Annotated in this window: 12 protein-coding genes; 9 read left to right on the top strand and 3 right to left on the bottom strand. The window is 62.9% G+C overall.

Going from position 1 to position 14,460, the window contains the following annotated elements; translation table 11 throughout:
- Positions 1–45: 45 nt before the first annotated feature.
- From tilS to IE053_RS10180, 3 genes are all read right to left on the bottom strand, one after another.
- Positions 46–1,332, bottom strand: a complete 1,287-nt coding sequence (gene tilS / locus IE053_RS10190) for a tRNA lysidine(34) synthetase TilS (RefSeq protein WP_189575601.1) — start codon at positions 1,330–1,332, stop codon at positions 46–48.
- Positions 1,333–1,346: 14 nt separating this feature from the next.
- Positions 1,347–2,228, bottom strand: coding sequence for a tetratricopeptide repeat protein (locus tag IE053_RS10185; RefSeq protein ID WP_189575593.1), 882 nt, complete (start codon positions 2,226–2,228; stop codon positions 1,347–1,349).
- Between the two features lie 269 nt (positions 2,229–2,497).
- A complete protein-coding gene (locus IE053_RS10180) occupies positions 2,498–3,013 on the bottom strand; it encodes an outer membrane beta-barrel protein (RefSeq protein ID WP_189575591.1) in 516 nt (171 codons plus the stop codon).
- Positions 3,014–3,181: 168 nt separating this feature from the next.
- Between IE053_RS10180 and IE053_RS10175 the strand changes: the two genes are divergently transcribed.
- From IE053_RS10175 to IE053_RS10135, 9 genes are all read left to right on the top strand, one after another.
- Positions 3,182–4,822, top strand: coding sequence for a chloride channel protein (locus IE053_RS10175; RefSeq protein WP_189575589.1), 1,641 nt, complete (start codon positions 3,182–3,184; stop codon positions 4,820–4,822).
- Between the two features lie 14 nt (positions 4,823–4,836).
- Positions 4,837–5,232: an MmcQ/YjbR family DNA-binding protein gene (locus IE053_RS10170; RefSeq protein ID WP_189575587.1), complete on the top strand. Its 396-nt coding sequence runs from the start codon at positions 4,837–4,839 to the stop codon at positions 5,230–5,232.
- Between the two features lie 113 nt (positions 5,233–5,345).
- Positions 5,346–6,014: an MBL fold metallo-hydrolase gene (locus tag IE053_RS10165; RefSeq protein ID WP_189575584.1), complete on the top strand. Its 669-nt coding sequence runs from the start codon at positions 5,346–5,348 to the stop codon at positions 6,012–6,014.
- Positions 6,015–6,112: 98 nt separating this feature from the next.
- Entirely contained in the window at positions 6,113–7,645 is a 1,533-nt protein-coding gene (locus tag IE053_RS10160) for an O-antigen ligase family protein (RefSeq protein WP_189575583.1), read from the top strand.
- Between the two features lie 9 nt (positions 7,646–7,654).
- Positions 7,655–9,046: an oligosaccharide flippase family protein gene (locus tag IE053_RS10155; RefSeq protein WP_189575581.1), complete on the top strand. Its 1,392-nt coding sequence runs from the start codon at positions 7,655–7,657 to the stop codon at positions 9,044–9,046.
- An 87-nt stretch (positions 9,047–9,133) separates the two neighbouring features.
- Positions 9,134–12,424 carry a carbamoyl-phosphate synthase large subunit gene (gene carB, locus IE053_RS10150; RefSeq protein ID WP_189575579.1) on the top strand — a complete coding sequence of 1,097 codons (3,291 nt, stop codon included), beginning with the start codon at positions 9,134–9,136 and terminating at the stop codon, positions 12,422–12,424.
- 52 nt (positions 12,425–12,476) lie between these two features.
- Positions 12,477–12,950: a transcription elongation factor GreA gene (gene greA, locus IE053_RS10145; protein ID WP_189575571.1), complete on the top strand. Its 474-nt coding sequence runs from the start codon at positions 12,477–12,479 to the stop codon at positions 12,948–12,950.
- Positions 12,951–12,984: 34 nt separating this feature from the next.
- A complete protein-coding gene (locus IE053_RS10140) occupies positions 12,985–13,587 on the top strand; it encodes a sulfotransferase family 2 domain-containing protein (protein WP_189575569.1) in 603 nt (200 codons plus the stop codon).
- Between the two features lie 71 nt (positions 13,588–13,658).
- Positions 13,659–14,399 carry a DUF1217 domain-containing protein gene (locus IE053_RS10135; RefSeq protein ID WP_189575567.1) on the top strand — a complete coding sequence of 247 codons (741 nt, stop codon included), beginning with the start codon at positions 13,659–13,661 and terminating at the stop codon, positions 14,397–14,399.
- The last annotated feature ends 61 nt before the right edge of the window (positions 14,400–14,460 follow it).

The following is a 14,460-nucleotide window of genomic DNA, read 5'->3' as shown; positions in this document are numbered from 1 at the left end:
GGCATTGTCCCTTCAAGACAGGCGTATCGGTCTACGCGCTGTCACTTAATATCTGATCACGTCCCCGGAGAAACGCTCAGCCAACAGCGAGCGTGCCCGGAACGTGCCGCTCACCGTAGATAAGAAGCTGTCACATTGCTTCCAACCGCTGAGCGCTTCCGTCACAGCACCCGTGGCCTGTTCGGGTAAATGGGTCAAAACGCTGCCCTCCGCGAGGCTGGGCAGCGTGGAGATGCGCTGCCGGGCCAGGGTGGAGGTGGCGATGTCCCGCGGCAGAAGCTGGCCGAGCGGGCGGAGATGGAGGCCCGAGGGGGCGTCATCGGGGACCTCGACGATGAAACGGCGGTCGTAGAGGTGCTTTGAGCTGGGCGGTGCCGGGATCGGTTCGAAGCCGGGGGTGCCGTCGGCGCGGCCGAGGAGAGCGGCGGGTTCGCGATAGACCACATCGACATACTCGCGACCGCTCTGCACCCCGGCGACAATCATGGCTCCAAACCGGACGTCAGGGGTGTCGAGGACAGGTTCGTCGAAGGTGATCGCCTCCGGGTCGATCGGACCAATAGCGCCGACGGCACGTTGTGCTCGCCTCAAGACGTTGTCGTCATCGGCGTGAACCGCTTCAAAGGCTCCGTCCCGCTTTTCGTAAGGCATGTTCCAGTGCACTTGGGTCTCGAGATCTGCGAAGCGGTTCACTGCGTGTTTGTCGGCAGTCTGGCATAGAGCAGCGGCCGTGAGCAGCTCCCGGTCCTCAAGCTCTGCCAGCAACTTTCGCACCCGAACCCGCTCAAACCGCTCGTCCTCATTGGACGGATCATCGACGAAGGGCAGTCCCTGCGTCTCCGCATAGGCCCGCGCCAAAGCCCTCCGCACGGAGAGCATCGGGCGGTGGAGGGTGATGAGCTCTCCCGGCCCTGCCGCGATCTTTCGCTCGGCCGGCATCCCGGCGAGGCCCCGGCCCGCGCCGCGGCGGAGGCGCATGAAGACGGTCTCGGCCTGGTCATCAGCGGTGTGGCCGGTGAGGAGATGCTCGATCCCCATGCGCTCGCAGGCTTGGCAGAGGAGGCGGTAGCGTGCCTCGCGGGCAGCCGCCTGAATGCCCGTCGACGGTTTCTCGCCGCGCCAGATCAGGGTCTCGTGGGGGATATTCCGTTCGCTGCAGAAGGTCCTGACCGCCTGCGCCTCGGCGGCGGAGCCCTTGCGCAACTGGTGATCCACCGTCAGTGCAACGACCGGGTGGCCTGCTTTCCAGGCCCAGTGGAGGAGCGCGAAACTGTCCGCGCCTCCAGAAACGGCAATGGCCGCCGCCTCACCGGGAGGCAGCGGCCAATCCAAAGAGAAGTCGTCTCTTAGTTGCAGGTCGCCTCACGCAGCGCGACCATCCGTTGCCGGAGCGTCGCGTCCATGGCGGAGTATTGCTGCAACCCGCGTTGCCAGACGCGGCAGGCCTCGGTCGTCTTGTCCGCCCGCGCGAAGGCCTGGCCGAGCTTGAGATGCGCTTCGGCCGCCCGGTCATTCTCGGGATAGTTGCGGATGAAGTCGAGGAAGGTCCGCGCTGCCGCGCCGAGGTCGCCTTGGGCAAGATAGGTCTCGCCAAGATAGTAGGTCGCGTCCCCTGCACGCTCCGAGTCCGGAAAATCTTCCTTCACGGCAAGGAAAGCGCGTTCGGCATCGGCATAGCGCGCTTCGAGCAGTGCCGACCTGCCAGAAGCATAGGCGGTCTCTGCACTGGCATAGCCCGTGACGGCGCCCTCCGTGCCGCTGACGAGGTCCACCGGGCCACCCACGGGATCGAGGCCGCCGGATTCGATCCCTGCGCTCGGAGCGCTTTGCGCGCCTAGGCCGATATCGCCTTCATATTCGGGATAGGCGAGGCTGACGAGCCGCTGCATCTGTTCTTGCTGCTGGCGCATCTGGAAGCTCAGGCGCTCCATCTCGCCGGTGAGGCGCTGGAGCTCCGCCTCCAGGGCACCGATGCGAACGAGGACGTCGGCATTGGCATCGGCGCTGAGCACGGTCGGCGCGCCGGCACCATCAGGGTTCGCGCCCTGGAAGCGCACGGGCGCGCCCGCCTCGCCGTCTTCGCCGAAGACCACGCCCTGCAGGTCCTGGAGCTGTTGTTCGATACGTTGCAGCCGCTCACGCGTGCGGCGGTCCTGGGCATCGGCCTCGACCGGCATGCTCGTGACTGCCAGCGCAAGGGCGCCCAGCCCCCAGAAAACTCGTTTCATTCTACGCCCTCCGGAATGATCTCGCCGCGGTTAACACAGCCCGCGGCGCTTGCGTAGTTCCAACGAGGACAGAAACGCTCGTGGGGCAAAGAAAAGCCCCGCTCCCCCGATAGAGGAAGCGGGGCCGCAGTGCGGATGGCTGAACCGGCTTAGAAACCAGCCGTGAATGTCAGCATCACCGAGTGACCGCTCGTCTCGAAGGTGACGCTGTCATTGAACTCGACTTCCGGTGAGGCGAGGTAATTGTACTGCAGCCCAACGCGGCTCGTCTAGCCGACTTTGACGTCGGCCCCGGCCTTGCCGATGAAACCGAAGCCCGTGTCATTGTCGACGTCCTCGAGGTTGTAGCTCGTAATCATCAGTCCGGCCCCGATGCCTGCATAAGGGCGGACCTGCGCATCAGCGGGCGCCGAATAGACCGCGTTCATGGTCAGTGCCGTGGTGCGGATGATCTGGTCGATGCAGTCCTCGCCCGACGGGCAATAGAAGCTGATCGCACCGTTCGAGAAGCCATCCCACTTCGCGGTATAGACGCCGACCTCGCCTTCCAGGGAGAACTGCTCGCTCATGCGGCGGCCAACGGCAAGGAACAGCGACGTCCGTGTGCTGACTTCGTTGGTGGTCGTTGCGCCGTTCGGATACTCCACATCGTCTGATGCGAGCGAGAAGGCGCCAACGCCCATCGAATAATAGGTCGAAGGCTTGAAGGCTTCGTCCTGCGCGTGCGCAGCCGAGAGCGCGAGGCCAGCGGCAGCCGCCGCGGCCAGAAGGGTGGTTTTTGTCATGATCGATTGCCCCGATTCAATGCTGTAATCCTCTTTCCTGTGGCGACTTAGCGCAAGACGAGGAAGTGCCCTGAGAAGACTTTCCGCTAAATTTCCCGGATTTACCCACCACTTGGCTCGGAACCCCGCTGACACCTGCTGCGAAGGGTGTTAGCGCCGGGTTCCACGATGTCTTTCGCACCCCACATCCAGATCCGGTCCTGGCTCAAGCAGTCCGCGGAACGAGCGGCCACCCTGACCAAGCTCAAAGTCTGGGGCCTTGCCGCTGTGCTCGGTGTGCTGACGGCTTACGGGGTCATCGGCTTCATCCTCGCCATCGAGTGGATCACGGAAGTCGCCTATGGAGAGCCCGGCTCGATGCTGGCCGAAGGGGCCCGGGCGCTCAGCCCGCTGCGCGCCTTCCTCGTGCCAGCCATTGGCGGAACCATCGTCGGCTTCCTGCTTTGGTGGTCGCGGCGCTCGGGCTGGATCCCTGACTTCCGCTGCCAAGGCGTGGCGGAGGTCATTGAGGCGCGGGCGAGACCACCGGGAGCCATCACCCTGCGCGGTGGACTCGTCAACACGGCCGTTTGTGCCCTGGCTCTCGGGTCAGGGTCGAGCGCGGGACGGGAGGGACCCGCTGTCCTTCTCGGCGGGTCGATTTCCGTCTTCCTGTCAAAGCAGTTCGGCCTCTCCGCCAAGGACAGCCGCACGCTGCTCGGCTGCGCGGCGGCGGCGGCGGTGTCGGCAGCCTTCAACGCGCCAATCGCGGGGGTTCTCTTCGCTCTCGAAGTGGTCCTGTCGAACTATGCCCTGTCGATCTTCGCGCCGATTGCCCTTTCCTCGATCATCGCCACGTTGATCGCCCGCTATCATCTCGGAGACCTCCACCGCTTCGTCATACCCGAGTATGGCGGCGCGGCGCCGCTCGATCTCGCGCTCGGCGGGTCCCTCGGCATCATCTGCGGGATCGTCTCGATTGCCTTCCTCGTGGTGGCTGCGTGGGGGCGTTCTTCGACCCGTTGGGCCGTCTCGAGACTCCACCTGCCGCCCGCCGTCCTTCCCGTCGTTGCGGGCATAGGCATGGGTGGGATCGGAATCTTTTTTCCGGAGGTCCTGGGCTACGGCTATCAGGCCACCTCCGAAGCGATCGCAGGCAGCTACAGCTTTTCGCTTCTCGTAATCCTCCTTGTCGTGAAGATATTCGCGATCGTTCTCTGCCTCTCGTGCCGTTTCGGCCAAGGCGTCTTCTCCGGCGGGATCTATCTCGGTGCCATGTCCGGGGCAGCGTTCGGGATCGTGATGAACCTGGCCTTCGGCAATCTCGTCGCGTCGCCTGCGTTCTTTGCCATGATCGGCATGGGCGCAGTTTCAGGCGCCATTATCGGCGCGCCGATCTCGACGACACTGATCATCTTCGAGCTGACCGGCGACTACACCATGACGGCAGCACTGATGATCGCCGTCGGCATCGCAACGGTCCTGACGCAGATCTTCTTCGGATCGAGCTGGTTCCACTACCAGCTCAACCAGCGGGGCTATGACCTATCCGAGGGGCCGCAAGGCGTCATTCTCCAGACGATCCGTGTACGGGACGTCATGCGCCCCGTTCCCAAGGATGCGATGCCGCTCGAGGAAGGCGTCGAACGCCTCGGCGCGAACCAGACCCTGGGCGAGGCCCTCGCGGTGATGGCCAAGCTCGACGTCGACGCCATGCCCGTCACCAAGACGAGGACCGACAACACCCTGGTGGGTATCCTGACGGAAAGTCGGGCGCTCAAGATCTACAACAAGGCCTTGGTCGAGAGCCTGATCGAGCACCATCGCTGAGGTTCCAGCTTGGTATGGAGGCTCGAAAGAGCGACAATGGCAAGATGGGAACGGTCGATTGGGAGCAGCTGCGCGCGCTGGCGCTCGGCCTCGGTCTTCCTCGTGTCGAAGAGACGACAAGCTGGGGCCAGCCGACAATCAAGGCGCACGGAAAACTCTGGGTTTTCTGGAGCCCGGCAGAGGATTGCCCGGTGCTGAAAACCATACCCGGCGAACGCGACCTGCTTATCGAGGGCGCTGCTGACGTGTTCTTCGTCACCCCGCATTACCAGCGCCATGACCTGGTCCTGATAAGGAAGAACGCGTTCGACCCCGAATGGACGAAACGCTACCTGCAGAAAACCTGGGAATGGATGGCGCCCAAGCGCTTCCTCAAGAAATGGAAAGAAGAACAGGCCGACAGGAACTAGTGCCGCCCGCCCATTAGGGCCGGCCGGATTCATGGAGGACCTGACACGCAAGGGCAGCCGAAAATCGTTCACCCCCCTTTTCACCCATGGCTGGAGGGGGCTAGCCAGTGCGCATGACCCAAGAACCACCGTTCCAAGTCCAGATCGTCCCCGTCACGCCGTTCCAACAGAACTGCTCGATCATCCGGGCCGCCAATGGCGACGCCGCCGTGATCGACCCGGGCGGCGAAGTGGACAGGATCGAAGAGGCCGCCAAGGCCATGGACGCCACGATCAAGAAGATCTGGCTGACCCATGGCCATCTCGACCACGCGTCCGGCGCAATGGAACTCAAGCGCCGCACGGGCGCGCCGATTGAAGGGGCCCATGAGGAAGAGGTCTTCTGGCTCTCCCAGATCGCCGAGCAGTCGAAGCGTTTCGGCATCGGGAATGAAGGCGAGAATGTCGTGCCCGACCGATGGCTCGATGACGGCGACACGGTGGAGATCGGCGGCGTGGTCTTCGATGTCTATTTCACGCCCGGCCACACGCCCGGTCATGTCATCTTCCACCAGAAGGATGCCAGGCTCGCCTTTGTCGGCGACGTTCTGTTCAAGGGTTCGATTGGCCGCACGGATTTCCCCCGCGGCGACCATGCGACCCTGATCAGGTCGATCACCGAAAAGCTCTGGCCGCTCGGCAATGATACCCGCTTCGTTCCCGGTCACGGGCCTTTAAGCACATTCGGCGAAGAACGGCGGAGCAATGCCTTCGTCGCTGACCACGTACTCGCAGGTGGCTAGAAGGCGCGCGTGAAAACCAGGGGCCCGGCGAACGCCCGCGCGTATGCGCTGTTCGCCCCGGAAGCTGGGGCTTCAGGAGCCGAAAGCAGGGATCAAACGTGAAGCTTTCCCTTGTCAGCCTCTTTTATGCCCTCGTCGCCTGTGGCGGCGCGGCATTCGTGCTGATGACCTTCTTCAAGCAGCTGATGCCGCCCGCCGACGTGCGGAAATTCTTCGGCTACTGGGCTGTGCTGGTGGCGATCTATTTCCTGTCGCCAAACCCGCTGGTGTTCTCGATCCTCGCCGTCGTCTTCCTGTTGGTCGTCGCGCGCAATTTCGACAGGCTTGAAGCCGGGGCGTTCTTCCTGATCCTCCTGCCGCCGGGACTGTTCCTTTTCGGCGACCTCCCCGCGGTGAACTACCTTCTCAGGATCAACTTCGCCTTCCTCGTCGCGATGATCCTGCTGACGCCCGTGGCGCTCAAATATTTCAGCCGGTCACCCCTGAAGGGCCTCGGCTCCGTCGACTTTGCGATGGTGATCGTCCTCCTGTTCATCCTTGCGCTGACCTGGCGCTCGACGACCTTCACCGATGCGCTGCGCGGCACCTTCGTCAATGGCATCAAGGTGCTCGGTATCTATTACGCGTTCAGTCGCGGTGTGCAGTCGCGGGAGCACCTGAAACGGGTTCTGACGGCTTTCATTGCCGCCGCGATCCTCGCCGGGGCGGTGGGGATCGTCTCTTCGGTGATCAACTGGGATTTCTTCGCCACCCAGGACACGCGGCTTTTTGACACCTTCATCCGCTACAAGGCGCGCGCGGGACGCCTGCGCGTGGCCGGACTCTTCGGCGGGGCCTATGCCGACCTTGGAACCACCCTCATGGTGGCGCTCATCGCGGCCGCTTTCGCGATCGCCAAGATCGAAAAGACGATGCTGCGCGTCGCCATCGTCGTCGGCTTCATCGCCGCGTGGTTTGTCACAGGCTCTCGCGGACCGATCATCGCCCTCGTCGCGGCGATGCCGGTCTTCATCCTGACACGGCCCAATCCCATGAAGAGCTTCTTCCTGCTCTTCGCAGCGGGAGCGCTGGGCCTCCTCGTCTTCTCCTTTACAGGACCGGGGCGCGAGTTCCTGGCTTACCTGCCATTCATCGGCACCGAGGGCGTCGGCGAAGTCACCTACCGGCAGCGGCTGATGGATGCGTCGTGGGAGGTCATCAAGCGCTGGCCGCTCTTCGGCAATCCGGACTTCGATGAGACCCCCTGGATGCAGCAGATGCGGCAGGGCGAGGGTATCATCGACGTCGTCAACGACTATCTGCGCCAGGCCATGACCTACGGCGTGCCCTTCGCACTGATCTACATCTGGGCACACCTGCGGCCGGTCTTCGCCAATCTCAGCCTCGCGCGCAAAGTCGACGACGCCAAGGATCGCGAGTGGCGGCTGATCGGCGGCAGCCTTGCTGCGGCATTGATGACCTACTCGTTGTCCTATGCGACGACGTCAAAGCGCTCCTTTGCCGACGAAATCGGCTGGATGCTGATCGGTCTCAACGTCGCCTATGCCCGGATTACCATCGCCGAGCGCGCCCGGCGGCGGACGGAGGAGGACGCGATCCCCCTCCCCGGCGGCCAGGTCGCCTATGCATAAGATCCGTCGATGATCCAGCGCGTTCAGCCCTATATCGTCAGTCACGCGCGCCGCTTCCTCGGACAGGGCGCGGTCGGCAAAGCGATGCGCATGTCGGCCACCGCGAGCATGTGGGTGGCCGGGACCATGGCGGCACTCACCTTCCTGAGACTGCTTTCCAACCTCGTTCTCGCGAGGCTCCTCGATCCGCTCGCCTTCGGCGTCGTCGCCGTAGCCGGCACCTTCGTCGTCGCCGTCCGTATGCTGTCGGACATCGGCATCCAGACCTCGATCGTCAGGAGCGCGCGCGGCGAAGACGAGCGCTTCCTGCGCACCATCTGGACCGTGCAGATCATCCGCTCCCTATTCATGGCAATGGCGCTCGTGGTGATCGCCGTCATCCTTGCCTTCAATCGGGAGAGGTTCGGGCCTGACAGCATCTACGCACTCGATGTCACGGCCTTCGTCGTGGCAGCCATCGGCGTGCAGATCGTCATTGACGGCCTCGCCTCCCCCAACAAGTTCGTTGCCCTCAGGAAGCTCGAACAGAAGCGGCTCTCCGTCGTCCAGATCGGCAGCCGCTTCGTCGATATCCCCGTGATGTTCACGCTCGCGGCGCTGGGTTTTGGGCCCTGGTCGCTCATCATCGGCCAGACAGTCAATTCCATCGTCCACGCCATCGCCAGCCACACCTATTTCCGCGGTCCGAAAATGGCGCTTGCCTGGGACCGCTCGGCATTCAGGGAGATCTTCCACTTCGGCAAATGGCTGATCCCTGCTTCAATCGCCCAAGTGGTTCTCCTGCGCGGCGACCAGTTCATCTTTTCGGCAGGCTTCACGTCCCTCGATTTCTCGCTCTACGTCACTGCAGGCATTTGGGTGAAAGCGATCGCAGAACTCGTGAACAAGGTGATCAACCAGGTCGCCTTTTCCGCAATCTCCCGCACCATGCGCGAAGACAGGCCTGCCGTCGCGCGGGTCTACAAGCGCTTCCGCATCATCGCCGAGATCGTCGTCATCGGGGCGTTCGCCGCGCTCCTGATCGGCCATGAATGGTTCTTCACCGTCTTCTACCCCCCCGCATTCGAACCGGCGGCGGAGTTCGTGCCGTTCATGTCCATGGCGCTCCTCTTCCTGCCCTATACGATCCTCAACCAGGTCTCGCTCTCGGCAGGCGACAGCCGCAGCTTCATGTTCATCAAGATCGCAGCGGCTCTCGCGGTGATCTTCCTCGTGCCTTACGTCTTCGACCAGTTCGGAAAGATGCCGGCGGTTCTGACCTTTGCGGTGATTGGCGCGTTCATGGTGCCGCCGAGCCTGTGGCTCGCCTCCAAGCACATGAAGCTCGATGTCCTGACGGAGATTCGCCTGCCGCTGCTTACCGCACTGGCCGGGTTCCTCGTCCTCGCCATTTACGGATAGGCTGAGCCGATCAGATTCCCCGTTGATTTGCGCGCCGGGCCTGATTAACGGCTCAGCCGTTTACGCGCGCTCCGGAGGACCGAACCCATGCCCAAACGCACCGATATCGAGAGCATTCTCATCATCGGCGCGGGGCCGATCATCATCGGCCAGGCCTGCGAGTTCGACTATTCAGGCGTGCAGGCGGTGAAGGCGCTGAAGGAAGAAGGCTACCGGGTCATACTGGTGAACTCGAACCCGGCGACCATCATGACTGATCCGGAATTCGCCGACGCCACCTATATCGAGCCGATCACCCCCGAATTTGTCGAGAAGGTCATCGCCAAGGAGAAGCCCGACGCGCTCCTTCCGACCATGGGCGGACAGACCGCGCTCAATTGTGCCCTCGCCCTCGACGAGCAGGGCATCCTCGAAAAGTACGGTGTGGAGATGATCGGTGCCCGCGCCGACGTGATCGACAAGGCCGAGGACCGTGAGAAGTTCCGCGTCGCCATGGAGAAGATCGGCCTCGAGAACCCGCGCTCGGCCATCGCATCCTCGCCGGAAACCAGAGACGAGAACGGCAAGCTGATCGGCTACGACCGGATCCAGGGCTACGCGAGCGCGATGAAGGCCCTTGAAGAGATTGGCCTGCCGGCGATCATCCGTCCGGCTTTCACTCTTGGCGGCACGGGCGGCGGCATCGCTTACAACAAGGACGAATACGCAGAGATCGTCCGCGCAGGGATTGAAGCTTCGCCGGTCGGCCAGGTCCTGATCGACGAGTCGCTCCTCGGCTGGAAAGAATACGAGATGGAGGTCGTTCGCGACAAGGCGGACAATTGCATCATCGTCTGTGCGATCGAGAATGTCGACGCCATGGGTGTGCACACCGGCGACTCGATCACGGTGGCTCCCGCCATGACGCTCACGGACAAAGAGTACCAGGCCATGCGCACGGCCTCGATCGAGGTCCTGCGCGAGATTGGGGTGGAGACCGGAGGGTCGAATGTTCAGTGGGCGGTCAGTCCCGAGAATGGCCGCCTGGTGGTTATCGAGATGAACCCGCGGGTATCTCGCTCCTCCGCACTCGCATCAAAGGCGACAGGATTCCCCATCGCCAAGGTCGCGGCAAAGCTTGCGGTAGGCTACACCCTTGACGAGCTGCGTAACGACATCACCGGCGGCGTCATCCCAAGCTCCTTCGAGCCGACGATCGACTATGTCGTCACCAAGATCCCGCGCTTCGCCTTCGAGAAATTCCCCGGCGCGAAACCACTTCTTTCGACCGCCATGAAATCCGTCGGCGAAGTGATGGCCATCGGTCGCACGTTCCAGGAGAGCCTGCAAAAAGCCCTGCGCGGCCTTGAAACCGGGCTTTCCGGCCTTGATCCGATCGCCGTGCCGGGCCTTGGCGGAGATGACGACATCGCAGCGCTGCGCAAGGCGCTGTCTGCTCCGACACCGGAACGCCTGCGGGTCGCTGCGCAGGCCCTTCGGATGGGTCTGCCCACAGAGCAAGTGCGCGCCGTCACGGCTTATGATCCCTGGTTCATCGAGCAGATGCAGGGGATCGTCGAGGCAGAGAAGGACATCGAACGCGATGGCCTGCCCGCCAATGCCGAAGGTCTCCACCGGCTCAAAGCCATGGGCTTTTCCGACAAGCGTCTCGCCCAACTCGCGGGCGGCACCGAAGAAGAAGTCCGTGAACTGCGCGAAAAACTGAACGTGCAGCCGGTTTACAAGCGCATCGACAGCTGCGCCGGTGAGTTCAGGGCCGCGACACCCTACATGTACTCGACCTTCGAAGCGAATGGCGAGGACGAAGCTGACATCTCCGACCGCAAGAAGGTGGTGATCCTGGGCGGCGGGCCGAACCGGATCGGCCAAGGCATCGAGTTCGACTATTGCTGCGTACACGCAGCTTTTGCCCTGAAGGATGCGGGCATCGAATCGATCATGGTCAATTGCAATCCCGAAACGGTGTCGACGGACTATGACACTTCGGACCGGCTCTATTTCGAACCCCTCACGGCGGAGGACACCTACGCCCTCATCCGCCGCGAAATGGAAAAAGGCGAGCTTCTCGGCGTCATCGTGCAGTATGGCGGCCAGACGCCGCTCAACCTTGCACGCCCGCTTGCCGATCTCGGCGTGCCGATCCTTGGTACCCCGGTCGAGGCGATCGAACTTGCCGAGGACCGCCAGCAGTTCCACGACCTCGTCCAGAAGCTTGGCCTGAAACAGCCTGCCGGCGCTACCGCGGCGACTCGCGAGGAGGTCTTCGAGGTTGCCGAGAAGATCGGCTACCCTCTCGTCACCCGCCCGAGCTTTGTCCTTGGCGGCCGGGCGATGGAGATCGTCCGGGACGAGCCGTCGCTGGCCAACTATCTCGACAAATCCAAGGTGCAGTTTTCGAAGAGCGCGCCTTTGCTGCTCGACCACTATCTCGACAACGCCACCGAATGCGATGTCGATGCGATTGCCGATGGCGAAGAGGTCTTCATCGCGGGCATTCTCGAGCACATCGAGGAAGCGGGCGTCCACTCGGGCGACTCGGCCTGCTCGCTGCCGCCCTATACTCTCTCGGCCGACATCATTTCGGAACTCGAACGGCAGACGAAGGCATTGGCGCTCGAGCTCGGCGTCAAGGGGCTGATGAATGTCCAGTACGCGATCAAGGACGGCGAAGTCTTCCTGATCGAAGTGAACCCGCGTGCATCCCGGACTGCGCCCTTCGTCGCGAAGGCGACGGGAGTGCCTGTCGCCCGGATCGGCGCGCGGGTCATGGCTGGCACCAAGCTGTCCGACTTCAAGCTCGAGAGGAAAACGCCTCAGCACACGGCCGTGAAGGAAGTCGTCTTCCCTTTCAGCCGCTTCCCAGGCGTCGACACGGTGCTCGGCCCGGAGATGCGGTCCACGGGCGAGGTGATGGGCATCGACGCCGACTTCGACAAGGCCCGCGCCAAGTCCCTGATCGCCGCCGGGACCAAGGTCCCGCTTGAGGGTTGCGTCTTCATCTCCGTCAAGGACGAGGACAAGGAAGGCATCACCAAGGCGGCGAAGCGTCTCGTCGACATGGGCTTCTCCCTCATCGCCACGGGCGGAACGGCGGAATTCCTTTCGGCAAAGGGGCTGCCCGTTCGCAGGGTCAACAAGGTCCTCGAAGGCCAGCCGCATATCGTCGACGAGCTCATCAACGGCACCGTCGACATGATTTTCAACACCACCGAGACCGCCCAGTCGATCGCCGACTCACGGTCGATCAGGACCACTGCGCTCCAGCGGCGTATCCCTTGTATTACAACGCTGAATGGTGCGCACGCCGCCGTGCGGGCTATCGAGGCCTTGCGCAGGGGCGGCCTTGAAGTGAAGCCTCTGCAGTCTTACAACCACTGATCCCTTCGCAGTCGCAATAGAGCGCCCGCGGTAACCCCGTGAGAGGTTTCCCATGGACAAGTTCCCGATGACCAAGGCCGGCTTCATCAAGCTGGAAGCGGACATCAAGCACCTGAAGACCGTCGAGCGTCCGGCCATCATCCAGGCCATCGCCGAGGCCCGTGCCCATGGCGACCTGTCCGAGAACGCCGAGTACCACGCCGCGAAGGAACGCCAGTCATGGATCGAGGGCCAGGTGCTTGACCTCGAGGACAAGCACTCACGCGCGCAGGTCATCGACGTTCAGTCCCTCTCCGGACCATCGGTCAAGTTCGGCGCGACGGTGACACTGATCGATGAGGATACCGAAGAAGAGAAACGCTATCAGATCGTTGGCGAACTCGAGGCCGACCTCAAAGAGAACAAGATCTCGATCTCATCGCCGATCGCCCGCGCCCTGATCGGCAAGGAAGAAGGCGACTCGGTCGAGGTCGCCGCACCGGGCGGCAGCCGGGTCTACGAGATCGACAAGGTCGAGTATATCTGACGGCCCACGGACGAAGCGGCAGGGAGCGTCCCGCGTGCTGATATCTCTCAAGCGCCGCTTCGTTTTCATCGCGAACCTCAAGACAGCCTCGACATCGATTGAACGCGTGCTCGCAAGGCATGCGGAGGTCGCCCTCGTGCAGAGCCGGTTCGGCAAGCATATGGGCCTGACCTCCGTGCTCGACCGGTTCGGCTTTCTCTTCGCAGAGGAGCCGTTCGAGCGCTTCTTCTCCTTCGCCGTAATGCGCGAGCCTGCCGAGCGCCTCCTCAGCCTTTACCGATCCCACCAGCACGAGCAGTTCAACGGCCGTCCCTCTCTTTCGACCAAGGGGATGAGTTTCGAGGCGTTTCTCGACGACTGGCTACCGGCGAACCAAGCCCAGGCCGAAAGCCAGTCGAGCCTTCTGCTCGACAAGCGGGGTCGTGCTTCCCTCACCCGGATCATCCGTTTCGAGGATCTCGACCGGGCATTTCCTGCGGTGAGGCGCGACATCGGTCTCCCATGGCCCATAGGCACACGGCTTCCGCGCCTCAACCCGTCCGCGGCACCAAGCATTGGCATCAGTGATGACGCCCGCGCGCGGATCGCGGCACTCTACCCCGAAGACACAGCCCTCTACGCCGCACTTGACCCGTAAAATCCCTGAGCCACGCTTAACTGGTCATTGACAGCCTCGCGCTAGGGTCGCGCCATACCGGAGGCGCAACCATGATCAGCACCTTGCTCGCCATCGACATATTCAATCGCCAGCTTGACGGCGGAGAGATGCGCACACCGGCGAAGGTCACCCGCGAGACTGACTATTTTCGCTCCCGGATCGGTTCGGTCGAGACGCCTGACGACCTGATCTCCGACTTCCGGCTGTACCGCTACGTGATGACGGCCTTCGACCTTGCGGACGCGGCTCCGCAAAAGGCCCTGGTCAAGAGGGTGCTGAGCGAAGACCCTTCTGCCGAGGGTTCGACCGCCGCGCGACTTGCGGACGCCAAATTCCGTGAGCTGAGCGAGGCCTTCGGCTTCGGAGTCGCGGGCAACCTGAAGCTCAAGCTTCCGGACTTCCTTTCCGAGGTGGAGAGCCGCTACACTCGGGTTTCAGCAGAGCTAAGCATCGGCGAGACAAGCAACGGCGCGCGGCTCGCTGCCTATTTCGATCGCAAGATCCCGGACGCGGGTTCCTGGTACGAGATCCTCGCCGACAAGCCGATGAGGGAAGTCGTGTTCACGGCGCTTCAGATGCCCGACGCGATGCAGACCCTCGATGTCGACCGCCTCGCGCAGGAGCTCGAACGGCGCTTCGCATTTGAGTTCTTTCAGGATGCGGAAAAGCGGGAAGAGTTCATCCGCCGCTTCGCCATCTTCAGTGACATGAACAATCTGAGCACCAGCACGCCCGGAGCTGGTGCCCTCTCGCTCCTGACGGCAGCAAGCCGGGCCAACCTCCTGCTCTAGAAATGGCGAACGCCCCCTGGCCGGGGACAGGCCAGAGGACGCTCCTGTTCCAAACAAGGCA

Origin of the sequence: Parvularcula lutaonensis (assembly GCF_014651915.1) — a bacterium.
Lineage (GTDB): Bacteria > Pseudomonadota > Alphaproteobacteria > Caulobacterales > Parvularculaceae > Parvularcula > Parvularcula lutaonensis.
Note: the sequence above shows the minus strand (reverse complement) of the source record. Positions and strands in the feature narration are given on the sequence as shown.

Coding starts and splice junctions, on each gene's coding strand:
- IE053_RS10175 (WP_189575589.1), top strand. CDS start 3,182: ATGTCTTTCGCACCCCACATCCAGATCCGGTCCTGGCTCAAGCAGTCC.
- IE053_RS10185 (WP_189575593.1), bottom strand. CDS start 2,228: ATGAAACGAGTTTTCTGGGGGCTGGGCGCCCTTGCGCTGGCAGTCACG.
- IE053_RS10170 (WP_189575587.1), top strand. CDS start 4,837: ATGGAGGCTCGAAAGAGCGACAATGGCAAGATGGGAACGGTCGATTGG.
- IE053_RS10180 (WP_189575591.1), bottom strand. CDS start 3,013: ATGACAAAAACCACCCTTCTGGCCGCGGCGGCTGCCGCTGGCCTCGCG.
- IE053_RS10135 (WP_189575567.1), top strand. CDS start 13,659: ATGATCAGCACCTTGCTCGCCATCGACATATTCAATCGCCAGCTTGAC.
- greA (WP_189575571.1), top strand. CDS start 12,477: ATGGACAAGTTCCCGATGACCAAGGCCGGCTTCATCAAGCTGGAAGCG.
- IE053_RS10155 (WP_189575581.1), top strand. CDS start 7,655: ATGATCCAGCGCGTTCAGCCCTATATCGTCAGTCACGCGCGCCGCTTC.
- carB (WP_189575579.1), top strand. CDS start 9,134: ATGCCCAAACGCACCGATATCGAGAGCATTCTCATCATCGGCGCGGGG.
- IE053_RS10165 (WP_189575584.1), top strand. CDS start 5,346: ATGACCCAAGAACCACCGTTCCAAGTCCAGATCGTCCCCGTCACGCCG.